The organism is Xanthomonas sp. NCPPB 1325 (assembly GCF_041477645.2).
GTDB classification, from domain to species: domain Bacteria; phylum Pseudomonadota; class Gammaproteobacteria; order Xanthomonadales; family Xanthomonadaceae; genus Xanthomonas; species Xanthomonas cannabis.
This window is the reverse complement of the sequence record NZ_CM192985.1, coordinates 694,013-717,029: the sequence shown is the minus strand read 5'-3', so window position 1 is coordinate 717,029 and position 23,017 is coordinate 694,013. Positions and strand designations below refer to the sequence as shown.

Annotated in this window: 20 protein-coding genes; 10 read left to right on the top strand and 10 right to left on the bottom strand. The window is 67.8% G+C overall.

The annotated features are described in order from the left end of the window. Window positions 1–156 precede the first annotated feature (156 nt). From ACCQ10_RS02860 to ACCQ10_RS02845, 4 genes are all read right to left on the bottom strand, one after another. Window positions 157–600 carry a hypothetical protein gene (locus ACCQ10_RS02860; RefSeq protein ID WP_372362152.1) on the bottom strand — a complete coding sequence of 148 codons (444 nt, stop codon included), beginning with the start codon at window positions 598–600 and terminating at the stop codon, window positions 157–159. Further along, a complete protein-coding gene (locus ACCQ10_RS02855; RefSeq protein ID WP_372362151.1) occupies window positions 597–1,931 on the bottom strand; it encodes a phosphatase PAP2/dual specificity phosphatase family protein in 1,335 nt (444 codons plus the stop codon). The genes ACCQ10_RS02860 and ACCQ10_RS02855 overlap by 4 nt, the downstream gene beginning before the upstream one ends. After that, window positions 1,928–3,682, bottom strand: a complete 1,755-nt coding sequence (locus tag ACCQ10_RS02850) for a bifunctional alpha/beta hydrolase/class I SAM-dependent methyltransferase (protein WP_372362150.1) — start codon at window positions 3,680–3,682, stop codon at window positions 1,928–1,930. Before ACCQ10_RS02850 ends, ACCQ10_RS02855 begins: the two co-directional genes overlap by 4 nt. A gap of 78 nt (window positions 3,683–3,760) precedes the next feature. Beyond that, window positions 3,761–4,375 (bottom strand): CDP-alcohol phosphatidyltransferase family protein, encoded by a 615-nt coding sequence (locus tag ACCQ10_RS02845; RefSeq protein WP_372362149.1) that lies wholly within the window; start codon window positions 4,373–4,375, stop codon window positions 3,761–3,763. A gap of 73 nt (window positions 4,376–4,448) precedes the next feature. Here ACCQ10_RS02845 and purH point away from each other — a divergent pair, with 73 nt between their 5' ends. From purH to yccS, 4 genes are all read left to right on the top strand, one after another. Then, window positions 4,449–6,032 carry a bifunctional phosphoribosylaminoimidazolecarboxamide formyltransferase/IMP cyclohydrolase gene (gene purH / locus ACCQ10_RS02840; protein WP_372362148.1) on the top strand — a complete coding sequence of 528 codons (1,584 nt, stop codon included), beginning with the start codon at window positions 4,449–4,451 and terminating at the stop codon, window positions 6,030–6,032. 24 nt (window positions 6,033–6,056) lie between these two features. After that, window positions 6,057–6,902 carry a hypothetical protein gene (locus tag ACCQ10_RS02835; RefSeq protein ID WP_372362147.1) on the top strand — a complete coding sequence of 282 codons (846 nt, stop codon included), beginning with the start codon at window positions 6,057–6,059 and terminating at the stop codon, window positions 6,900–6,902. 34 nt (window positions 6,903–6,936) lie between these two features. Then, on the top strand, window positions 6,937–8,232 hold the full coding sequence (gene purD, locus ACCQ10_RS02830) for a phosphoribosylamine--glycine ligase (RefSeq protein WP_372362146.1): 1,296 nt from the start codon (window positions 6,937–6,939) through the stop codon (window positions 8,230–8,232). A 303-nt stretch (window positions 8,233–8,535) separates the two neighbouring features. Continuing rightward, window positions 8,536–10,749, top strand: coding sequence for a YccS family putative transporter (gene yccS / locus ACCQ10_RS02825; protein ID WP_372363035.1), 2,214 nt, complete (start codon window positions 8,536–8,538; stop codon window positions 10,747–10,749). A 130-nt stretch (window positions 10,750–10,879) separates the two neighbouring features. Here yccS and ACCQ10_RS02820 read toward each other — a convergent pair whose 3' ends face one another. Next, complete coding sequence (locus ACCQ10_RS02820) at window positions 10,880–12,070, bottom strand: MFS transporter (protein ID WP_372362145.1); 1,191 nt, start codon at window positions 12,068–12,070, stop codon at window positions 10,880–10,882. 97 nt (window positions 12,071–12,167) lie between these two features. Between ACCQ10_RS02820 and ACCQ10_RS02815 the strand changes: the two genes are divergently transcribed. From ACCQ10_RS02815 to ACCQ10_RS02800, 4 genes are all read left to right on the top strand, one after another. Next, window positions 12,168–13,070, top strand: a complete 903-nt coding sequence (locus ACCQ10_RS02815; RefSeq protein ID WP_372362144.1) for a LysR family transcriptional regulator — start codon at window positions 12,168–12,170, stop codon at window positions 13,068–13,070. 67 nt (window positions 13,071–13,137) lie between these two features. Then, on the top strand, window positions 13,138–15,060 hold the full coding sequence (locus ACCQ10_RS02810) for an MFS transporter (protein ID WP_372362143.1): 1,923 nt from the start codon (window positions 13,138–13,140) through the stop codon (window positions 15,058–15,060). Between the two features lie 287 nt (window positions 15,061–15,347). Next, window positions 15,348–15,692: a CD225/dispanin family protein gene (locus ACCQ10_RS02805; RefSeq protein ID WP_039408067.1), complete on the top strand. Its 345-nt coding sequence runs from the start codon at window positions 15,348–15,350 to the stop codon at window positions 15,690–15,692. Further along, window positions 15,692–16,102 (top strand): DUF2752 domain-containing protein, encoded by a 411-nt coding sequence (locus ACCQ10_RS02800; protein ID WP_372362142.1) that lies wholly within the window; start codon window positions 15,692–15,694, stop codon window positions 16,100–16,102. Before ACCQ10_RS02805 ends, ACCQ10_RS02800 begins: the two co-directional genes overlap by 1 nt. Window positions 16,103–16,306: 204 nt before the next feature. Here ACCQ10_RS02800 and ACCQ10_RS02795 read toward each other — a convergent pair whose 3' ends face one another. From ACCQ10_RS02795 to ACCQ10_RS02775, 5 genes are all read right to left on the bottom strand, one after another. After that, the gene (locus tag ACCQ10_RS02795) at window positions 16,307–17,200 is read right to left on the bottom strand and encodes a cobalamin biosynthesis protein (RefSeq protein WP_372362141.1); all 894 of its coding nucleotides are present in this window, start codon (window positions 17,198–17,200) and stop codon (window positions 16,307–16,309) included. A 139-nt stretch (window positions 17,201–17,339) separates the two neighbouring features. Next, the gene (gene nudC / locus ACCQ10_RS02790; protein WP_372362140.1) at window positions 17,340–18,239 is read right to left on the bottom strand and encodes an NAD(+) diphosphatase; all 900 of its coding nucleotides are present in this window, start codon (window positions 18,237–18,239) and stop codon (window positions 17,340–17,342) included. A gap of 321 nt (window positions 18,240–18,560) precedes the next feature. Continuing rightward, window positions 18,561–18,947, bottom strand: a complete 387-nt coding sequence (gene erpA, locus ACCQ10_RS02785) for an iron-sulfur cluster insertion protein ErpA (protein ID WP_039408059.1) — start codon at window positions 18,945–18,947, stop codon at window positions 18,561–18,563. A gap of 80 nt (window positions 18,948–19,027) precedes the next feature. Continuing rightward, window positions 19,028–19,480 carry a bactofilin family protein gene (locus ACCQ10_RS02780; RefSeq protein WP_372362139.1) on the bottom strand — a complete coding sequence of 151 codons (453 nt, stop codon included), beginning with the start codon at window positions 19,478–19,480 and terminating at the stop codon, window positions 19,028–19,030. A 3-nt stretch (window positions 19,481–19,483) separates the two neighbouring features. Beyond that, window positions 19,484–20,221, bottom strand: a complete 738-nt coding sequence (locus ACCQ10_RS02775; RefSeq protein ID WP_047693404.1) for a DUF6776 family protein — start codon at window positions 20,219–20,221, stop codon at window positions 19,484–19,486. A 128-nt stretch (window positions 20,222–20,349) separates the two neighbouring features. Between ACCQ10_RS02775 and ACCQ10_RS02770 the strand changes: the two genes are divergently transcribed. Next, window positions 20,350–20,976, top strand: a complete 627-nt coding sequence (locus ACCQ10_RS02770) for a DUF4126 domain-containing protein (RefSeq protein ID WP_372362138.1) — start codon at window positions 20,350–20,352, stop codon at window positions 20,974–20,976. A 38-nt stretch (window positions 20,977–21,014) separates the two neighbouring features. Then, complete coding sequence (locus tag ACCQ10_RS02765) at window positions 21,015–22,979, top strand: EAL domain-containing protein (protein WP_372362137.1); 1,965 nt, start codon at window positions 21,015–21,017, stop codon at window positions 22,977–22,979. The last annotated feature ends 38 nt before the right edge of the window (window positions 22,980–23,017 follow it).

Sequence of the window (23,017 nt, the reverse complement as noted above, 5' to 3'; positions counted from 1 at the left end):
AGATCGCCGGTGTCGATGCCGAGGCACCCTGCGCTTGCCACGCCGCGCGCAGGGCGTGGCCCCATCCGCGCAATGCGCTGGCTTGAGCGGTGGCCGGTAGCAATCGCTGCAACCGTACAAGCGGCGCGGTGAGAGCCTGTGCCGCGCGTGCCCCGCTCACAGCAGTGCCTTGCCGATCAGTGCGGCGCACAGGGCCAGCCCCTGCACCATCACGCTACCCACTTGCCTCAACAGCAGACGGCGCATGCCGGCCCAGCGCGCCAGCCAGTCGCGTGGCGCCGGCACCGTGCGCAGCAGGCCGATCGTCTGCAGCGCCTGATCGAGCTGTTGCGCGGCGCGATGCTCGTCGCTGTTGTCGATGGCAATCTGCTGCAGCACGGCCTCCAGCAGGTCCGCATCCAGGCCGACCCGGAACGCCCACACGCGCTGCACGACGCCGGCAGCCACACTGAGCGCGTAGCACAGCTGGATCGGCGCGGGTGCATGGGTGATGCCAAGCAGCACGATCACGGCGGCCAACAGCAGCAGCGAACACCGGTCCAGTGCAGCGCCCTGGCGCAACACCGCACGCATGCTGGCAAGTGTCATGGTCGCGCTCATGCGGGCACCTGCCCGGTGACTGCATCGTGGCTGTCCACTGCGCCGGCGGCCGCAATGGCCGCACGGTGATGCGCACGCAGCACGATCGCCGGCCGCGCCGCACGCAGTTGCACAATGGCAGCGTCCACGCCGGCAGCCCGCCCACTGCGGATCAGCCAGGTTGCGATGCTGGCCGCACTGCGCGAATACCCCAGGGCGCAACACACCAGCACCGGGCCGTGCGCACGGGCCTGTTCGATCGCCTGCGCCGCCGCGCGCAACTGCGCTGGCGACGGGGTGACCAGATCCAGCATCGGCACCGCCTGGTCCTGCGCAACTGCGGCGTACAACGACAGTTCTGCAGACACGTCCACGACTGCGGCAATGGTGCCGCGTTGCCCGGGCAACGGAATCCGCCCCAGCCACACGTCATCGGCCACCAGGCGCGGCAATGGATCGCGCCGTGTCCATAGCCGCGAATTGCACCATGCCGCCAGCAGATACGGCGCATACAACCAGCGCGCGGCAAGACTCAAGCGCCCATCGCTGCGCTTCTGGAATCCGAGCGGGCCGAGCAGCGCGTAATTCATGGCCACCAGCAACAAGGCCAGGGTGATCCACAGCAACCACAGCCCGGTGCCACCGCTCCACAGCGCAAGCGCGCCACTGACCAACGCGCCGGCCAGATACGCAGCGGCCAATCGCCAACGGTGCGCGTCGCCTGTCAGCCGTGCCTGCGCAAACGGCGCAGCGCTGCGCTCCGGCCACAGCCACACGCACAGCCAACCCGCGGCCAGGCCGGTGGGGATATCCAGGAAGTGATGTTGATAGGTGGTCAGCACCGACACGCCGATCAGCGCAAACCAGCCATGCAACAGCCAGCGCCACACACTGGAAAGATGCTGCGCATAGCGCACCCACAACACCACCAGCAGCACGATGTGCAGCGATGGCGCTTGATTGAAGGGCTTGTCGAAACCCAGCAGCACGGCAAACAACCAGCCGAACACGCCATCGGTATCGGGCCGGACGAAGCTGTAGCGCAACGGCCATAGCAAAAAACACGCCACGCACAGCAGCTGCGCGCTGAGCAGGCGCAACGCGTGCGTGTCCAGCTCGCGCCGCGTGCGGCAGACAAAGAACGACGCCGCGTAGAACAGGTCGATCGACCAATACGGCACGATGGTCCATGGCCAGAACGGCATGCCATGTTCCCAGCCGAACACCACCGATGGCACCTGCGTGGCCCGCCCGGCCAACGTATTGGCCAGGCCATAACTGAGGAAAAAGAACGGCCCCAGCAACGCCAGCCACAGCGCAGCGCGAGCGGTCGGGCGTGCGCCATGCGTCATGCCTGGATCCGCTGCGCCATCGACACGGTGAAGATGCCGAGCGCATCGATGCGCTGCGTCACCTTGCGAAAGCCCGCCGCTTCCACCAGGCCATCCATTTCCTGCTGGCTCCGCCGACGCATCACCCAGGCCACGCCATCGCGGTGGCTGGTGAGCGCGCGCGCAATGAATTCCAGCTGCGGATGCCAGGGCTGGCCGGTGTAGAGCAGGTAGCCCCCCGGCTGCACTGCGGCGGCAAGACCTTCCAGCGAGCGCGCCACCTGGTCGTTATCGGCAAACAGCTCGTACAGGCCCGACACCACCGCCAGCGTCGGCGCCGGTTGCACTGCCGCCAACGCCGCCGGGTCGAAGGCATCGCCTTGCTCGAACCGGGCGATCTCGCCCGCGCCCAGCGCCTGGATCAGCGCGGTGCCATGGGTGACGTTGAGCGGGCTGAAATCGCGCAGCACGATCGCATCGGCACGTTGCGCGCCGCTGCCCAAGGCGTCGAGCACGTAACGCCCGTGCCCTGCGGCAACGTCCAGCACGCGCACCGGCATGCCGGCACCACGCAACCGTGTCGCGGCATCACGCAGCAATTCACCCAGATGCGCGCCGCGGATGCGGATGCCGCGCCAACCGATCGCGTTGAGATAATTGCGGTCGATCATGCGGCCCAGCGGCCCACGACCACGCGCCTGGTTGCGGTAGATGTAGTCCAGCGTGCTGCCGGAGTCGAAACCGGTCTGCAGGCCGAGTGCGATGCCCTCGGAGAGCGTGCCCCCCAGCCGCAGGCCGGCACGCACGCCGCGCCAGCGCAGGTCCTGCAGGCTGTTGCGCGGCGGCGGCCAGGCCAGCCGCTCGGCCTCTTCGAAACTGGGGCCGCTGCGGTGCGCGTCGCGCAACTGCGCGCGCACCGGCGGCGCTGCGAAACGCGCCTGGATGAACGCGCGCATCGGCGCGATCGCAAGCGCACGATCGCGCTCGCCCAGGGTGTCGTGGAAGAAGCCCGGCAACCAATGCCGCTGCTTGATCGGCGAACGCAGGTTTTCGTAGAAGCGGTCCTGCGGGCCGCGATGCACCACGAAATCCGAGCCGGAGACCAGCAACTGGGTCGGCACGGTGATCGCCTGCGCATCGTCCACCACGCGTGCGGCCGCCGCATACAGGCCCAGCAACACGCGCACCGAAATCGGACGGGTGATCAGCGGGTCGGTGCGATAGCTTTCCACGCGCTGCGCATCGTGGGTGAGCCACTGCGGCTTGACGTAGCTGTTGACGAAGAAGTTGCCGCGCAGCGCATGCATCAGCGCCAGCCCGGCGCGTGCGAACGGCACGTACAACTTCACCTTGAACGCCGGCGAGGCCAGCACCAGCGCGCGCAGTGGCGGGGCATAGTCGTGCACCCAGGTAGCAGCCACCACCGCGCCCACGCTTTGGGCCACCACCGCAATGTCCTGCACCGCGATGCCGTGGGTGGTGCCAATGTGCGCGATGAAACTGCCCAGATCGCGCACCAGCGCTTCGAAGCCCGGCGCATCGCCCCGCACGCCGGGCGAGCGGCCATTTCCGCGCGCATCCCAGGCGAAAAACTGCGCATCGGGCAGGTCCAGCTCCTCGGCCAGATGCATCACACGGCCGGAGTGCTCATGCCCGCGATGCAGCAGCACCACCGCCTTGGGCGCGCCACCTGCCACCGGGGCCGGCCAGTGCCGATAGAACAACTGCACACCATCGAAACTGGCGAACTCGCGCTCGACGACATCACGCATCGGATCATCCTGAAAAAGAAGAAAGTAAACAGAGTGCAGCGGACACCGCATGCGCACTGCGGCGCGCAGGCAGCGCGCTTAGCCGGCGGGCGCCTCCGCCAGCCCGGCGCGTACCCGTCGCCACACCGTGGCGATGCAGGCCAGACTCAGCGCGATGGCCACCCAGGTGACGCCGCGCGCACCCAGCAACCCGCAGGCCAGCCCCACGCCGACAACGCCAATGACGAAGGCGCGGTCGCTCTTGCCCATCGGCCCGTCGTAACGGCGGCTGGCGCCGACCATGAGGCCGAGCACGCCGGCGTATTCGGTCAGCGCGGCCAGCAGCGCGAAGATCCACAGCCAGTTCGCGCTCACACCGGGCACGCCAAGCAGGCTCAAGTACAACGCCGCGTCGGCGACCACGTCGCACAGTTCGTTGAGGTAGGCACCCAGGCGCGACTGCTGGCCGAACTCGCGCGCCAGCATACCGTCGATGGCGTTGAGCCCCATGCGCAGCAGCATCCACACCGGCAGCAACAGATACAGCAGCGGCCAGCCGGCGCCGGCACGGTAGACCACCGCTGCCACCAGCAACGACACCACCGCCGCGCCCAGCGTCACCTGGTTGGCGGTGATCCCGCCGCGGTACAGCGCGCCCACCATCGGCCGCAGCAACGCCTGGAAGCGTCCTTTCAAAGCATAGATCGAGGCCATACGGGGTGTTGAGTCCATTCGAGCGCTGGCGCAGCCTACAATATCGGCTGCTCCGCAACGACATCCCCCACCGATGGCCACTGATTTGCTGCCCGTGCGCCGGGCCCTGCTCTCCGTTTCCGACAAGACCGGCCTGATCGATCTGGCCCGCGCGCTGGCAGCGCGCAACGTCGCGCTGCTGTCCACCGGCGGCACCGCCAAGGCGATCCGCGAGGCAGGCCTGCCGGTCACCGACGTGGCCGATCTCACCGGGTTCCCGGAAATGATGGACGGCCGGGTCAAGACCCTGCACCCGCTGGTGCACGGCGGCCTGCTCGGGCGCGCCGGCGTCGATGAGGCGGTGATGGTCGAACACGGCATCGTGCCGATCGACCTGCTGGTGCTCAACCTGTACCCGTTCGAGTCGGTCACCGCCAAGGCCGATTGCACGCTGGCCGACGCAGTGGAAAACATCGACATCGGCGGCCCGGCGATGCTGCGCAGCGCGGCCAAAAACTTCGCACGCGTGGCAGTGGCCACCGACCCGGCGCAGTATGCCGATCTGCTGGCCGAACTCGACGCCAACGATGGCCAACTCTCGGCGGCCAAGCGCTTCGCGCTGTCGGTGGCCGCATTCAACCGCGTGGCGCAGTACGACGCGGCGATCAGCAACTATCTGTCGGCGGTGGCCGACAGTGCAGAGAGCGTGCCCACCCGCAGCCCGTTCCCGGCGCAGATCAATTCCAACTTCGTCAAGGTGATGGACCTGCGCTACGGCGAAAACCCGCACCAGTCCGGCGCGTTCTACCGCGACCTGTATCCGGTGCCGGGCACGCTGGCCACCTTCCAGCAGTTGCAGGGCAAGGAGCTCAGCTACAACAACCTGGCCGATGCCGATGCAGCGTGGGAATGCGTGCGTCAGTTCGATGCGCCGGCCTGCGTGATCGTCAAGCACGCCAACCCCTGCGGCGTGGCGGTGGGCGCGGCCTGCGGCGATGCCTACGAACTGGCCTACGCCACCGACCCCACCAGCGCGTTCGGCGGCATCCTGGCCTTCAACAAGACCCTGGATGCCGCGACGGCGAAGGCCATTCTGGATCGCCAGTTCGTCGAGGTGCTGATCGCGCCCGACTACGAGGCCGGCGCGCTGGAATACGCCACCAAGAAAGCCAATGTGCGCGTGCTCAAGATTCCGCATGGCAACGGCTTGAACAATTACGACACCAAGCGCATCGGCTCGGGCTTGTTGATGCAATCGGCCGACAACCGCGGCATGTCGCTGGGCGAATTGAGCGTGGTCACCCAGCGTGCGCCCAGCGAGGCGGAACTGGGCGATCTGCTGTTCGCCTGGCGCGTGGCCAAGTACGTCAAATCCAACGCGATCGTGTATGCCAAGGACAGCCGCACCATTGGCGTGGGCGCCGGGCAGATGAGCCGCGTGGTCAGCGCCAAGATCGCCGCGCTCAAGGCCGAAGAGGCCAAGCTCACAGTGGCCGGCTCGGTGATGGCCTCGGACGCGTTCTTCCCGTTCCGCGACGGCATCGATGCCGCCGCCGCGGCCGGCATCAAGGCAGTGATCCAGCCCGGCGGCTCGATGCGCGATGGCGAAGTGATCGCCGCCGCCGACGAACACGGCATCGCGATGGTGTTCACCGGCGTGCGTCACTTCCGGCATTGATGTCACCGGCACAGGGATAGGTCGATGCACCGTTTGCGTTGTCTTGCTGCGTTTATTGCCACCGCCGTGCTGTTGAGCGCCTGCAAGCAGGCGCCTGCGCCGGCTGCGGCGCCGGTTGCAGCGGCCCCTGCAGCGCCCGCCAACAGCGCTCACCTGAGCCGCACCGAGCGGCTGGATGGGTTTCTGCGTACGCGCTATGGCGCCAAGGCCGGCCTGGCCGCGCAATGGAGTGGCGAGGCGGACGGATTCAAGGCCGACAGCCAGGTCTGCGCCGAACAGCCGGTGGTGGTGGGCGACCAGGTGCAGCAACTGCTGGCGGTCTGCCATAGCCTCCTCGATGGCGGCCACGGCAACCCCGGCCTGGTCGATTTCTTCGTGCTGCGTGGCGATGGCGACGGCTTCAAGGTCGTGGTCGAACGGCTCGCCGATGGCTACGGCAGCGATGGCCAACCCGGCAGTGTGGACATCCTGCGGCTGGGCAGCGATTTCTACGGCTTTGCCGTGCACAGTTTCTGGATGGGCCAGGGCCTGATGCTGGAATCGCAGGATCTGGTCGTGCCCAGCCCCAAGGGCTTGGTCAATGCCGGCTCGCTGCGTGCACATATCGACAATAGCGGCGCACTGGCTTGCGACGACGACGCGCGCGAGCCGGAACAGACGCAGGCGCAATGCCTTGCCGAGGCCTTCGATGTGGATTTCGCGCTGGAGGTGGACAACAGCAAGCCGCAGGCGCGCACCTGGCCGCTGCGCATCCACGAGCACGGCAGCGATTGCGGCGTTGCCCTGGATAAGACGCACGTGTTCGCGCTCGACACCAAGACCTGGACCTACCCATTCCCCAACGCACTGCAGCGCGAAGGCTGCAGGTAGCGCCCCCTTTCCCCCGTACTAGCGAGCAGCCCCCTTGAAAATCCTCGTCATCGGCTCCGGCGGCCGTGAACATGCCCTGGCCTGGAAGATCGCGCAGTCCGCGCGCGTGAGCGAGGTGCTGGTGGCACCCGGCAATGCCGGCACTGCCACCGAAACCAAATGCCGCAATGTGGCGATCAAGGTCGATGATCTGGATGGCCTGCTCGCCCTGGCGCAACGCGAAGATGTCGCGCTTACCGTGGTCGGGCCGGAAGTACCGCTGGTGCTGGGCGTGGTCGACCGCTTCCACGCGCGGGGCCTGCGCATCTTCGGGCCCAGCGCCAAGGCCGCGCAGCTGGAGGGCAGCAAGGCCTTCGCCAAGGATTTTCTTGCGCGTCATGGCATTCCCACTGCGTATTACGCCGTGCACACCGACGTGGACGCCGCACTGGCCTACGTGCGCGAGAAAGGCGCACCGATCGTGGTCAAGGCCGATGGCCTGGCGGCCGGCAAGGGCGTGATCGTGGCGATGACATTGCGCGAAGCCGAAGACGCGGTGCGCGACATGCTCTCGGGCAATGCGTTCGGCGATGCCGGCGCGCGCGTGGTGATCGAGGAATTTCTCGATGGCGAAGAAGCCAGCTTCATCTCCATGGTCGACGGCACACACGCCTTGCCGATGGCCACCAGCCAGGACCACAAGCGTGTGGGCGACGGTGACACCGGCCCCAATACCGGCGGCATGGGCGCCTACTCACCTGCCCCGGTGGTCACACCCGAGGTGCATGCGCGGGTGATGCGCGAGGTGGTCGAGCCGACCGTGCAAGGCATGATCGCCGACGGCGTGCCGTTCACCGGGTTTCTCTATGCCGGGCTGATGATCGATGCGCAGGGCGCGCCCAAGGTGATCGAGTTCAACGTGCGCTTCGGCGACCCGGAAACCCAGCCGGTGATGCTGCGCCTGCAGTCGGACCTGGTCGATCTGCTCGACGCGGCCATCGACGGCACGCTCGACAGCGCGCAGGCGCAGTGGGACCCGCGCCCGTCGCTGGGTGTGGTCATCGCCGCCAGGCCGTACCCCGAAACCCCGGTCACCGGCGAGGTCATCACCGGTCTGGACGCGGTGCCGGCCACCGCCAAGGTCTTCCATGCCGGCACCACGTTGAACGCCGATGGGCAGGTGATCAGCGCCGGCGGCCGCGTGCTGTGCGTTGCCGCGCTCGGCGACAGCGTGCTGGAAGCGCAGCGCAATGCCTACGCCGGCCTGCAGCCGATCCACTGGCCCAACGCCTTCCAGCGCAGCGACATCGGCTGGCGCGCGATCGCCCGCGAGCGCGACGCGCAGGGCTGAGCAGCGTCCTTCCCCCGCCGGCGGGGGAAGGTGCCCGAAGGGCGGATGGGGGCAAGCACAGACATCCGCTGGTTGTCGGCCGAATAGAGCAACAGCTCGCTTGTGGTCGTCGAGAAGGCAGTGTTCAACAGGTTGCAAGGCCACCAAGCGCGGTAAGCGGTCGTGCAGCGGGGCTGCGGTGCAATCGCGCATCTCGCTCCAGTCCGCACCCATGCCGGCTACTGACAAAGGACTAGCGCCTGTCCACACCGACAGCGTGCGCGTGCGGCAATAATGCCGGTCACGCCTGCCCTTGCCGAGACCGTGGCCGCCACTACCTTCGAAACCCGCCTCAGCCGCCTGTGGGCCCATGAAAAGGCCAGCTATGGCCTGCGCGTGTTCATCGCACTGGCGGTGGCGATGGGCGTGTGCTGGCACTGGCATCAACTCACCGCGGTACCGGCGCTGTTCCTGGGCGCCATCGCCAGCGCCATCGCCGAGACCGACGACAACTGGCTGGGCCGCATCAAATCGGTGCTGCTGTCGTTGCTGTGTTTTGCCGCCGCCGCGGCTGCAGTGACGCTGCTGTTCCCGTATCCGCTGGCGTTCGTGATCGGCATGGCCCTGGCGACCTTTTCGCTCACCCTGCTGGGCGCGCTGGGCGAGCGCTACGCGTCCATCGCGCAGGCCACCGTGGCCTTGTCGATCTACGCCATGATCGGCATGGACCAGCATGGCAGCCACGATCCGCGTATTGCCTGGCATGGCGCAGCGCTGCTGATGATCGGCGCCACCTGGTATGGCGTGCTGTCGATCCTGTGGACCATCCTGTTTGCCAATCGCCCGGTGCGCGAGCGGCTGTCGCGGCTGTTCTTCGAACTGGGCCGCTACCTCAGGCTCAAGGCCGATCTGTTCGAACCGGTGCGCCAGAGCGACCTGCACGCGCGCCGGCTGGCGCTGGCCGAACAGAACGCCAGGGTCGTCGGCGCACTCAACGCCGCCAAGACCGCAATCATGAGCCGCTTCGGCCGCTCGGGGCGGCCGGGCGTGCAATCGGGCCTGTATTTCCGGCTGTATTACATGGCGCAGGAATTCCACGAGCGCGCCAGCTCCTCGCATTACCCGTATGAAGCGCTCACCGACGCGTTCTTCCACAGCGATGTGCTGTACCGCTGCCAGCGCCTGCTCGCGCTGCAGGGCAAGGCCTGCGCCGCGCTGGGCGAGGCGATCCGGCTGCGCCAACCCTTCGATTACGGCGACAACAGCCGCCTGGCCACCGAAGACCTGCGCCAGTCGCTGGATTACCTGCATGCGCGCGCCGACCCGGCGCTGGCGCGCCTGCTCGGCGCGCTGGAACTGCTGGTCACCAACCTGCAGACCATCGAGCGCAAGTTGTCCGAAGCGGCGCAATTCGATTCCACCAGCGACAACCTCGACACCCGCCTGCGCGATTCCTCGCCGCATACCCTGCGCGAGATGGCTGCCCGGCTCGGCCAGCAGCTCACGCCCGGCTCGGTGCTGTTCCGCCATGGCCTGCGCATGGCCATCGCGCTGGTGGTGGGCTATGCGGTGATGCAGTCCATCCATGCCGACAACGGCTACTGGATCCTGCTCACCACCGCGTTCGTGTGCCGCCCCAACTACGGCGCCACCCGCCTGCGGCTGGTGCAACGCATCGCCGGCACCCTGATCGGCCTGGTCGCCACCTGGGCGCTGATGCAGCTGTTCCCTGGCACTGAAGTGCAATTGCTGCTGGCGCTGGCCGCTGCGCTGATCTTCTTCGTCACCCGCACCGATCGCTACATGCTCGCCACCGCCGGCATCACCGTGATGGCGCTGTTCTGCTTCAACCTGCTCGGCGATGGTTTCGTGCTGATCTGGCCGCGCCTGATCGACACCCTGATCGGCTGCGCGATTGCCGCGGCGGCCTCGTTCCTGATCCTGCCGGACTGGCAGGGCCGCCGCCTCAACCAGGTGATGGCCACGGTGCTGGCCAGTTGCGCGCGCTACCTGACCCAGGTGCTGGAGCAGTACGCCAGCGGCATGCGCGACGATCTGCCCTACCGCATCGCACGCCGCGACATGCACAACGCCGATGCCGCGTTGTCGGTGGCCCTGTCCAACATGCTGCGCGAACCGGGCCGCTACCGGCGCAATCTGGACGCGGGTTTCCGCTTCCTGGCGCTGTCCAACACCTTGCTCGGCTATCTTTCCGCACTGGGCGCGCACCGCGCCGCGCTGGAGGGCGAACACGATCCCGCCATCGCGCAGGCAGGCGACTACCTGCAGCGCGCGCTAGGCGAGATCGCCACCGCCTTGCGCGAACGCCATCCGCTGCCGGTGCACGACGAAAGCGAAGAACTCGCCACCGCCGACGCATTGGAACACCACGCCGTGCAATTGCCACCCAAACAGCGCCTGGTGCGCGACCAGCTGGCGTTGACGCTGCGCTTATTGCCCAAACTGCGCGCTGCGGCGCTGGCGGTGACCACCGCGCCGGCAGAGAACACGGCGCGCCTGGCGCTCAACAAGGCTTAGCGGCGTGTTGTGCACAGGTGCGGTGGCCGTGCAGCCAACGCAGCGTCCCTGTGCAAGGCGACACCGAGCCATGCAATGCCGCGCAACTGCCATTCGTGCAATCGCCACGTCGTCGCCTCATCAGCCACGCCTACTTCCACTGCCTGCGCGCCACGCTCAGCCCCACCCAACCCAGCGCCGCTGCAGCAAGCACCGCGCCACCGATCACCACCCCCATCCAGCCGGCCTGCGCATACGCGGCCGTGCCCAGGGTCGAGCCCACCGCACCGCCAATGAAATAGCAGGTGATGTAGGCCGAGGTGATGCGATTACGCGCGGTGGGGTTGCGCTGATAAATCACGCTCTGGTTGGCGATATGCACGCCCTGCACCGCGATATCCAGCAATAGCACGCCCACGATCAGCAGCGCGATCGACTGCGGCGCCAACGCCAGCAAGCCCCATGACAGCAGCAACATCACCAGCCCGCCCCAGCTCACGCGGTCGCCATGGCCGTGATCGGACCAATGCCCGGAGCGATTGGCCGCCAGCGCACCGGCCGCACCGATCAGGCCGAACAGCCCGATCACCACGGTGCCATAGCCATAGCTCGGCCCGGACAACAGAAACGCCAGCGTGGTCCAGAACATGCTGAAGCCGGCAAAGATCAACCCGCCCAGCACCGAACGCGAGCGCAGCACCGCATCGTCGCGCAGCAGCGTCAGCACCGAGCCCACCAGCTTCGGATAGGACAATTGCGCATTGCCGGGATGCCGCGGCAGCCCACGCCACAGCAGCCAGGCGGTGACCAGTAGCAACCCGGACGCGATCCAGTACACCGTATGCCAGCCGCCCATACCGGCCAGCACGCCGGCCGCGGTACGCGCCAGCAGGATGCCCAGCAGCAGCCCGCTCATCACCGTACCGATCACCCGGCCGCGCTCGTTGGGCGCCGCCAACGTGGCAGCGAACGGCACCAGGATCTGCGCCGCCACCGAGCTGGCGCCGGTCACGATCGTGCCCACCAGCAACATCGCAAAACTGTGCGAACTGGCGCTCACCAGCAGGCCCAGCGCGCTCAGCACGAACAGGCCCACGACCAGGCTGCGCCGCTCCAGCCGGTCGCCCAGCGGCACCAGCAACAGCAAGCCGGCCGCGTAGGCCAGCTGCGCGGCGGTCACCACCGCACCGGCGCTGCGCACCTGGATTCCGAACGCCTGCGCCAGTGTTTCCAGCAAGGGCTGGGCGTAGTAGTTGCTCGCCACCGCCAGACCGGTGGCGGCGGCCATCAGTAGCACCAGACGGCGCGGCAAGGGCGGATGGGACGTCGGCTCGGGGGTCATGGCATGTGCCTGGTGAAAGGATGGGCGCAGTGTGGGCAGCGGCGATGCATCTTTCCAATGTATTGTTTTCACCGTGTCCATCGCGTTTCGAGATTGCATGCTGACCTTGCGCCAACTGGAATTTGCCGTCGCCGTGGCCGAAGAAGGCGGCTTCACCGCGGCCGCGCGCCGCTGCAACACCGTGCAATCGGCGCTCAGCCACCAGGTCGCCAAGATCGAAGAGACCTTGGGCGCACGCCTGTTCGAACGCGGTAGCCGCCGGGTGCGGCCCACCGCCGCTGGCGAGGTCTTTCTGCACAACGCCCGCGAAACCCTGCGCGCGGCCGAGCGCCTGCACGAGGAAATGGCCCAGGCGCTGGGCACGGTGCGCGGGCGGCTCACGCTGGGGCAGATTTCCTCGCTCACCACCGTGCAGCTGCCGGCGTTGCTGCATCAGTTCCGCAGTGCGCACGCGCGGGTGGACGTGCACCTGCGCACTGCCATGAGCGAGGCCTTGCTGCTCGATCTGGGCGAAGGCCGACTGGATGTGGCCCTGGTCGGCGTTGGCCCGCAGGTCGCGGTGCCGGCGCAGCGCCTGCTGCTGCATGAGGAGGCGCTGGCCTTGATCGTGGCCCCCGGCCACCGCTTTGCCGCGCGCAAACGGGTGGCGCTGGCCGAGCTCGACGACGAACCGATGGCCGGGCTGATTCCCGGTGCAGGCGTGCGCGGCATCATCGATGCCGCCTTCGCGCAGGCCGGCCTGCGGCAGCGCCAGCAGTACGAGGTCACCCATGCCGACCTGGTGCGCGAACTGGTCGCCGCCAACCTGGGTGTGGGCATCGTGCCGCACACCATGGCCGGCGCCATGCGCGGTGTGGTCACGGTCGCGCTCAAGGAGCGTTTCCGCTTTCTCACCTACGCCGTGTGGCGGCCCGACCCCACCCCGGCTGCGCGCGCCTTCGTCGCCTTGCTGCGCGCCCAACGCGCGCCCCGCACGCCAGCAGCACGTGCAGCGCGCTGAGCGAGGCGGCATCCACCAGCGCGCCGTGGAAGCCTGCTAGGCTGCGCGCGTTCGCAAAGGAAACTGCATGTCCGGTCACAGTCAGTTCGCCCTGCTCAGGCAGCGCCGCTTCTTGCCGTTCTTCGCTGTCCAGGCGCTGGGCGCGTTCAACGACAACGTCTACCGGCAGGCCATCATCGGGCTGTTGTTCTATCTCGGCATCGATGCCGCGCAGCGCACGCTCTACACCAATCTGGCGCCGGCACTGTTCATCCTGCCGTACTTCCTGTTCTCCGCGCTGGCCGGCCAGATCGCCGAAAAACTGGAAAAACAGAAGCTCATCGTGATCACCACCACGATGGAAATCGCCATCATGTCGCTGGCCGCGGTGGGCTTCATCACCGAGAACATGGTGATCCTGCTGATTGCGCTGTTCTGCACCGGCCTGCAGTCCACCCTGTTCGGGCCGGTGAAATATTCGATCCTGCCCTCGGTGCTCAAACCCGAGGAACTCACCGGCGGCAATGGCCTGGTCGAGATGGGCACCTCCATCTCGATCCTGTGCGGCATGATCTTCGGCGGGCTGATCTTCCAGATTGCCGGCAGCCATGGCCCGGAGGCGGCGGCCACCGCGGTGATCGCAATCGCGGTCACCGGCAACCTGGTGGCGCGGCTGGTGCCCAGGGTCGATGCCGGCGCGCCCGAGCTGACCATCAACTGGAACCCCATTCCCGAATCGCGCGCCATCATGCGCCTGACCCGGCGCACGCCGGCGGTGCGCAACTCGGTGCTGGGCGTGTCGTGGTTCTGGTTCGTCGGCACCGTGCTCACCGCGCAGTTGCCCACCTACGCGCAGCTCAATCTGGGCGGCCAGCAGGACCTGTACGTGTTCGCGCTGGCGTTGTTTTCGATCGGCACCGGCGTCGGTTCGCTGCTGTGCGAACGGCTGTCCGGGCGCACCGTGGAGATCGGTCTGGTGCCGCTGGGCGCGTTCGGCATCAGCGCGTTCCTGCTGGACCTGTACTTCGCCCGTCCCGGCGCGGCGCCGGTGAGCGAGCTGTCGATCGGCCAGTTCGTGCAGCAGGCCGGCAGCGTGCGCTTGATCGTCGATCTGGTCGGCATCGGCCTGTTCACCGGTCTGTTCGTGGTGCCGTTGTTCGCGCTGATCCAGAGCCGCACGCCCAAGGCCGAACTCTCGCGCGTGATCGCCGGGCTCAACATCCAGAACTCGTTGTTCATCGTGGCCGCGGCCGTCATCGGTATCGCATTGCAGCTGCCGCAGGTGGTGCTGTTCGGGGTGCGTCTTCCGTTGCCCGGCCTGAGCATTCCGCAGGTGTTCCTGGCGCTGGCCATCGCCAATACGCTGGTGGCGCTGTGGATCTTCACCCTGGTGCCTGAGTTCCTGATGCGCTTCCTCAGCTGGGTGCTGGTGAGCGTGCTGTACCGCCTGCGTGCGCGCGACATCGACGCGCACGTGCCCGACGACGGCGCCGCGTTGCTGGTGTGCAACCACGTCAGCTACATGGACGCGCTGATCCTGTCGGCGGTGATTCCGCGCCCGGTGCGCTTTGTCATGTACTACAAGATCTTCCGCATCCCGGTGATGCGCTGGATCTTCCGCACCGCCAAGGCCATCCCGATCGCCGGCGCACGCGAAGACCCTGCGTTGATGCAGCAGGCCTTCGACCGCATCGATGCCGCATTGGCCGATGGCGAACTGGTGTGCATCTTCCCGGAAGGCGCGTTGACCAAGGACGGCGAGATCGCCCCGTTCAAATCCGGCGTCGAAAAAATCCTGGCGCGCCGCAACGTGCCGGTGATTGCGCTGGCGCTGCGCGGCATGTGGTCGAGCATGTGGAGCCGCCGCGACACCCGCCTGGGCCGCATGCGCGTGCCGCGCCGGATGCGCGCCCGGATCGACGTGGTAGCCGGCCCCGCCGTGGCCGGCGATCAGGCCAGCGCCGCATCGCTCGAACAGCAGGTGCGCGCATTGCGTGAGGACCGCGCCTGAGTCTGGCGGGCGCAGGCTTTGCGTCTGTCGCGCACCGCGAGTAGCCTGTGCGCCACTGCACGCTTTGCCGCCGCGTTCGCCAAGCGAGCGCGACAGGCCGCACCGGGGGAAGTCGTTGTGCTCAACATCATCGCGCCTGAGGCGTCTGCCGTGATCGGCGGGCGTCGCTCATTCCAGCGGCTGGCCGTCGTGCCGGCGGCGGTGGGCATGCCGATGCAGTCGTCGCCGGATAAGTCACCCCACTCACCCATCAGTTCGCTGTTGTTTACCACCCAAGGAGCTTCACCATGAGTGCCATCCCACCGCCGATCCATCCCTCATCCAGCGCCGCACCCGGCCCGGTGCCCAATCACCTGATCTGGGCGATCGTGTCCACCGTGCTCGGCTTCTGCCTGTGCTGCCCGGCCCTGATCTCCGGCATCGTGGCGATCGTGTTTTCCAGCAAGGTCAACGGCCTGCTCAACCAGGGCGACATCGACGGCGCGCGTCGCGCCTCCAACACCGCCAAGACCTGGTGCATCGTGACCAGCGTGCTGGCTGCGATCGGCCTGCTGATCAACATCGGCATGGTCGCCACCGGCGGCATGCAGGGCTACATGGACTACATGCAGCAGTTGCAGCACATGCAGTAATGCAGCTGCGTCCACGCCATTGGCTTGGACTGGGGGCGGCCACCAGCGTGGCCGCCTTTGGCGTGTCGCTGCTGTATCGCTTCGACCCGAACGCGAGCAACAGCCCGTTCCCGCCCTGCGTGTTCCGCGCCGTCACCGGCTGCTACTGCCCCGGTTGCGGCATGACCCGCGCACTCCATGCGCTGGTGCATTTCGATCTCCCCGGCGCCTTCGCAATGAATCCGGCCGCCGTGCTCGGCCTGTTCACCCTGCCCGGCCTGATCGCCTGGAAAGCCGGCTGGCGCGCGCGCTGGTTCGCACCGGTGGTGGCCGTGATGTCCGAACCGAAGTTCTGGTTATGGGCGTTGCCCACCTACTGGATCGCCCGCAATTTGCCGTGGTACCCGTTCACGCTGCTGGCGCCGGGTTAGGTCGTCAGAATCAACCCCGCGGTCCCGGGGCAAGAATCCAGGCACGCTATCGAACGATTAGCCAGGAAGACTGCCAGACGTCACCGCCTGGCAAGTCGTCATCGGGTTCGAATGGAAGCCGGCTCTTCGTGGGCGTCGATGGCGATGCCCTTGCGCTTTCCACGAATGGCGCGGCTGACTGACTGCCTCTCATCGGGCACGGCGTTACCGCACCCACCCGGCAATCACCAGCAACGCCAGCACCACCATCCACAGCAGCAGCACGCGCCACACCAGGCTCATCGCATCGCGCACTTCCGGCAGGCGGCGCCATACCGGTACCAGGCCCGAATCGGTGTAGTCGTGCGCTTCCTCGCGCAGCTCGGCGCTCACGCTGGCACGCGCCACCGCACCAAGAAAATGCGGCTCCAACGTCCAGCGATTGCCATGCGCCTCGCGCCATGCGCGAAACACGGTGTCGAAGTTGCCTACCAATGCCATCGACACGGCGATCAACTGCGCCACCGGCCATTCCAGCGCCGCCAGCAGCCAGCGCGCGCCAGCCAGATTGCGTGGCGGCAGCAACACCGACAGCGGGCTTTCCACCGCCAGTGCGGTCAGCCGGTACAGCAGCGCGCCGAATGGCCCCAGCAGCAGAAACCACAGCAGCACCGCAAACCAGCGACGCAGTCCGTTGATCACCACCGCCTCCACCAGCGAGGGCACCTCTTCGTGCACGCTGCCGCCGGCCGCCTGCAGGTGCGAAATGGCCTCGCGCCGCGCACCGGGCTCGTCGGCATCGATCACCGCTTCCACATCGCGATCCAGATCGCGCGGGCCCCAGGTCCAGGCCAGCACCGCCACACCGAACACCAGCGACAGAAAGCCGTGCCACACATCGTCCAGCAGCCATTGCAGCAGCAGGACTACACACAACGCAGGCAGCAGCGCCAGCAGTACGCCATAGCGGCCCTGCCAGGCGCCGCGGCCGGCGGCATGGCTGTCCAACCGGCGTAGCCAATGGCCGAACCAGTCGAACCGTCGCAACCTGGCGACCTGCGCCGGCACCAGATGGCCCAGCGTGAGTGCGACGACAACGGCAACCAGGGTCGTGAACATGGGTGTCCCTCCTCAGCCGAGTCTAGCCGAGCGGGCGCAACCGCCGCGCAATGGGCCGGTCGGCCACGTACCATCCACCTGTGCCAGGCACCCATGGGCTGCGCTGCCCACCCGACGCGTGCGCGCGCCGCCGATGCACTCAACCATGGGTGCGATACCAGTGCTCGATCAGCGCACGGGCGATCGAGATGGCCGGCGGCAGGCCGATGCCCTCCTCGCCGCCCTGCCCGGCCAGCGCGGCGCCGATCTCGGCATGGCCGACCCAGCGTGCATCCTCCAGTTCGCCGGTCACCTGCGGCACTTCGCTGGCGTCGGCATGGGCGCTGAAGCCCAGCATCAGCGCGCCGGGAAACGGCCAGGGCTGCGCACCCTGATAACTGCAGTGCCGGATCCGCACGCGGGTTTCTTCATGCACCTCGCGCGCCACGGTCTGCTCCAGCGATTCGCCCGGCTCGACGAAGCCGGCGATCACCGAATAGCGGCGCGGCGCCCAGCTGGCCTGGCGGCCCAGCAGCAGGCGCGCACCGTCGCTGACCGCCACGATGATCGCCGGGTCCACGCGTGGATAGTGCTCGGTCTGGCACTGCGTGCAGTGTGCGATGAAGCCGGCGCGGCGGAACACGATCGCCCCGCCGCACACACCGCAAAAACGCGTGCGCGCCTGCCAATGCAGCATCGCCCGCGCATACGCCACTGCGGTGGCGATCTCCGCCGGCCACTCGGCCGCCGCCTGGCGCAGATCCACCCGCTGCGGCGCCTTCAGGTCGAGCGGATCGGCCGACAGGCAGAACCAGCCCTCCTCCCCGCGCAGGCCCAGGAAGATCGCCGCCTCCGGACCATCGGCAAGCGCCGCGCCCTGCAGCACCAGCGGCTGCCCCTGTGCATCGGCCAGGGCAGTGCCCTTGGCATCGATCAACAGCACGCGGCCCTGCGGCCACAGCTGCGCCAGTGCGGCAGGATCGTCACGCAGCGCATCGCCGCGGTCGAGCGGCGCTTGGCTGAAGGCAAAACTGGACAACGGAAAAGTGGACTCTGACATCGGCGCAAGCCTGCCGATAATCGGCGACACCCGCAACCATGCAGCGCACGGTCGCCGGCCATCTCGCGGCGCGCGTTCAGACGGTGACCACCGCACCAGGCTGCAGGTCCGCGCAGCAGGTGCGCGGCCTCATCGCCATGACGTGTGCGCTACAGCCAAAGCGTGAGCCATCGGCAGATCGAAGGATGGTTCATGCCAGCGTGTGACTCGGTACAGACGAACCCGCATGGCGCATCTGGCCACTCCGGCGCCGCAGGTCCATGGCGGTGCCCCGACGTATCGTGCACCGTCCTTGCAGCGGACGTTTCCGGCCAGCCGGCGTCAGACGCTGAAGCTGCTACCGCACCCGCAGGTGGTCTTGGCATTCGGGTTGCGGATCACGAACTGCGCCCCGGTCAGGCTTTCGGTGTAGTCCACCTCGGCGCCCATCAGGTACTGCAGGCTCAGCGGATCGACCAGCAGCGTCACGCCATCGGTCGCCACGGCCAGATCGTCTTCGGCACGGTTCTCGTCGAACTCGAACCCGTACTGGAAGCCGGAACACCCGCCGCCTTCGATATACACGCGCAAGGCCAGGTCGGCATTGCCTTCTTCCTGGATCAGCTCGCGCACCTTGGCGGCGGCGGCTCCGGAAAAGTTCAGCGGCCGGTCGATGGACTGGTAGTCCGGCGCCGGGGCGGCGGTGGGAAGCGAAACGAGCGTACTCATGGCCCCAGCATGGGGGTCGGGCGGCCTTACTTCAAGCCGCTCCCGACAGCCAGCGCGCCGCGCTTCAGCCGCCCACCGGCTCAGGCCTCGGCGGTTTCGGCCTGCAAGGTCTTGGCCGGCTCGGCGCGGCTCGGGTCCGGTGCCGGCAATGCGGCGGTCACGCCCACGGCGGCGGCGGCATGGATCAGGCGCCCGGTGAGCTGCGCACCGGCGCTCATTTCCACCACCTGGTAATGCACATTGCCCTGCACGCGCGCATTGGCAGCCAGTTCGACCCGCTCGGCCGCATGCACATCGCCGGTCAGCTGGCCGTTGATGATCACCACCGGTGCGCGCACCTCGCCCTCGATGCTGCCCTGATCGGCCACCGTCAAGGTGGCGCTGGCGCCGTCCTCGGCGATCACCTTGCCCAGGATACGGCCCTCCACGTACAGGCCACCGCTGAACAGCACATCGCCGCGGATCACCACCTGCGGGCCGATCAAGGTGTCGACCACGGTCTGCGCACCACGGTTGGATTTGTTTCCGAACATGAGCTACTCCCCCGCGCCATTGCCGGCGACTTTCCAGTCGAATGTCTGAGTGACCGGCGCCCCATCGCCGCTCAGGGAGATTTTGACACGTTGCGGGGTGAAATCCTTCGGCAGGATGACGCTGCCATCGAGCTGCTGAAAATAGCGGAACGAGTAAGGCTGGCCGGCGGCATCAGGCGTCTGGTGCAACTCGTTCCAGCTCACCGTCACCAGCTTGCCGGCGCGCACGCCTTCCACCGCAAAGCGCAGCTGGCCCTGGCTGATCGCGCCGCGGTTGAGGTTCTGGGTCAGCACCACGCTGTAATTCCAGGTACCGCCGGCTTCGGCGGTGAACTGCACCGAATGCGCGTTGAGCCCCTTGCGCTGCGCCGTGGAGCCCACCAGCCGCTCGTAGAACGCCACATCGGCGCGCAGCGCGGCAATCTGCTCGTCGCGCTCGGCCAGCGAGGCCTGCACTTCGGTATTGGCGGCCCGGCTGATCTTGTCCGACATCGCCAGGTTGACCTGGCGCTGCTGCAATTGCTCGATGGTGCGCCGCTGCTGGGCCTGGCTGCGCTGGGCCTGCTGCAGTGCCGCCTCGGCCTGGACCAGGCGCGGTGCCGCGGTGCGTGTGGCCATCCACCACACCCCGGCCAACGACGCCAGCCAGACCAGGGCCAGCACGATCCACAGCCAGCGGCCGGTCGCACGGCCACCGCCCGACTCCCGGTGGACGATCTGAACGCGTGCGGCTGGTCTCATGGGCATCGGGTCCGGACGGGCCGGCGCTGTGGTCGGCGGCGTAGTGTGCCAGAGCCTTGTCGACCGTCGCGCTGGCGCTGGAACGGCCGTTATCCGATAGTTCCGCATTGTCCGCAGGAAGCAACGCCATGAGCGAAGCCCATCTGTTCGTGATCGGCATCCTGCTGGCCTGGCTGGCCGGCATCCGCGTCTACCTCACCGTGTTCGGCGTCGGCCTGGCCGGGCTGCTCGGCTGGATCGAGCTGCCGCCCGCCCTGCATCCGGCGCAGTCGTGGTGGGTACTGGGCACCTCCGGCGCCTTGGCGGTGGCCGAATTCTTCGCCGACAAGATCCCGGGCGTGGACTCGGGCTGGGATCTGCTGCAGACCCTGGCGCGCGTGCCGGCCGGTGCATTCCTGGCCGCCGCCACGCTGTCGCCGGACGGCGATCTGGGCGCCGGCGCCCTGGCGGCCGGTGCCGGCGTGGCGCTGACCAGCCACACGCTCAAGGCCGGCACCCGCGCCCTGCTCAATACCTCGCCTGAGCCGGCCAGCAACTGGGTCGCCTCGCTGGCCGAAGACACCATCGCCACCACCGCCCTGGCGCTGGCCCTGGCGCACCCGTGGCTGGCACTGGGTGTTGCGGTGGGCTCCAGCGTGTTGGCCGCGCTGGTGGTGTGGTGGGTGTGGCGACTGTTGTGGCGTGGCATGCGCCGGCTGGTGGCGCCGATGCGCGCTGCCAGCACGCCGGCTCCACGCCGCTCCCCGCTATCGTGAAGTTCATCGCATAATCATCGCGACTGCAGGGAGTATCGATGGCCGCCCGAGATCCGGTTCCTTTCACCACCCGTGACGACACCGCCACGCGTAATCGCCCGCTGCGCGCCGAGACACCGCCGGCCGACTACTGGCGCCGCTGGGCCGATGAGGCCGCCGGCGCATCCGACGCTGCCGCGCCGGTGAGCGCCGCCATCATTCCCGCACCCATCCTCGCTGCCGCCCCAGGCCCAACGCCAATGGTCGCGCCAGTGCGGGCGGTGAGCCAGGCCGGCCACTCGCCCGTTGCAGCAGCGTCGTCACCCACCGCGGCGATGGCTGGCGCCAGCCTTGACGGCAGCGACACCATCGCTGCCGACGCGCCGTATCGGGTGCTGATCGTCGAAGACGACCGTTCGCAGGCCTTGTTCGCACAGAGCGTGCTGCATGGCGCCGGCATGCATGCGCAGGTGGAAATGACCGCTGCCAGCGTGCCGCAGGCGATCCAGGACTATCACCCGGATCTGATCCTGATGGATCTGCACATGCCCGAGCTGGACGGCATCCGTCTGACCACCCTGATCCGCCAGCAACCCGGCCAGCACCTGCTGCCGATCGTCTTTCTCACCGGCGACCCGGACCCGGAGCGTCAGTTCGAAGTGCTCGACAGCGGCGCCGACGACTTCCTGACCAAGCCGATCCGCCCGCGCCACCTGATCGCCGCGGTGTCCAACCGCATCCGTCGCGCACGCCAACAGGCGCTGCAGCAGGCCGGCGAACAGGTCAGCGTGCGCAGCAACCCGGAAACCGGTTTGCCCACGCGTGGCCACGTGATGCAGCTGCTTGCCGATGCGCTGGAGCGCAAGCAGTCCGGCGGGCTGTTCTTCATCGAAATCGCCAGTGCGCTCGGTCTGCGCGAGCGTTATGGCTATGCCGCCTACGAGCGCCTGATGACCCAGGCCGGCCATCGTCTGGCCACCGCCGCCCAGCCGTACCCGCTGGCGCGTCTGAACGACAACAGCTTCCTGTTGCTGGCCGTGGACATGGACGAAGCCGGCCTGGAGCAGCGCGCGCTGGAGATCCGCGAGCGGCTTTCTGCCAACGGCTTCCCGGTGCGCGAAGAAGAATCCGTGCACGTGCGCTGCGCCATCGGCGCGGCAGCGTTGAGCCTGGGCTTCGACGATACCGGCAGCGCGCTGGAAGCAGTGGAACGCACCGCCCTGCAGGCGCGCCTGCGCAGCAACGGCGTGCAGACCTATCTGGCCCCCAGCCAGGCCGAACAGCAGGAGCAACTGCGCCTGGTCGAAGGCCAGCTCGAGCTGGCCTATCAGCCGATCGTGGCCGTGGCCGGCGGCGACACCGCGCAGTACCAGGTGCTGCTGCGGCTGCGCCAGGCCGACGGCACGCTGCTGTCGGCCGGCCAGGTGATTCCTGCCGCCGAAGCGGCCGGGCGCATCGCCGATCTGGACCAGCAGGTCATGGACCACGCGCTGGGCCTGCTGCACCTGTACCAGCACGCCAGCCCGCCGCTGCGCCTGTTCGTGTCGCAATCCCCGCGCACGCTGGCGCGCGACGCGTTTGCCGACTGGTTGCTCAAGGCGCTGGTGGAACGTGGCGTGGCCGGGCAATCGCTGATCGTGGACCTGCGCCTGGACGATGCCTTGATCCACGCCGTCACCGTGCAGCAGTTCTGCGCCAGGTTGATGCCCGCCGGCGTGCAGTTCTGCCTGAGCCAGTTCGAGCCCGGCGACGAAGCCAATGCGCTGCTGAGCCAGTTGCCGCTGAGCTTCGTGCGCATGGCCAATCGCTTTGCCGATGCGCATGGCAATGCCACGGTGCGCGACCAGTTGCGCGGCGTCATCGACATCGCCCACCAGCGCGGCCTGCTGATCATCGGCCAACGCATCGAAGACCCGCAGGCAGCGGCCGCCATGTGGATGAGCGGCGTGGATTTCATCCAGGGCAACCTGGTGCAGACCGTCGGCAAGGAACTGGACTTCGACTTCACGAACGCGGTGCTCTGAGTGACGGCACAGGCAGGACGCCTTCGTGGCTGGAGCAT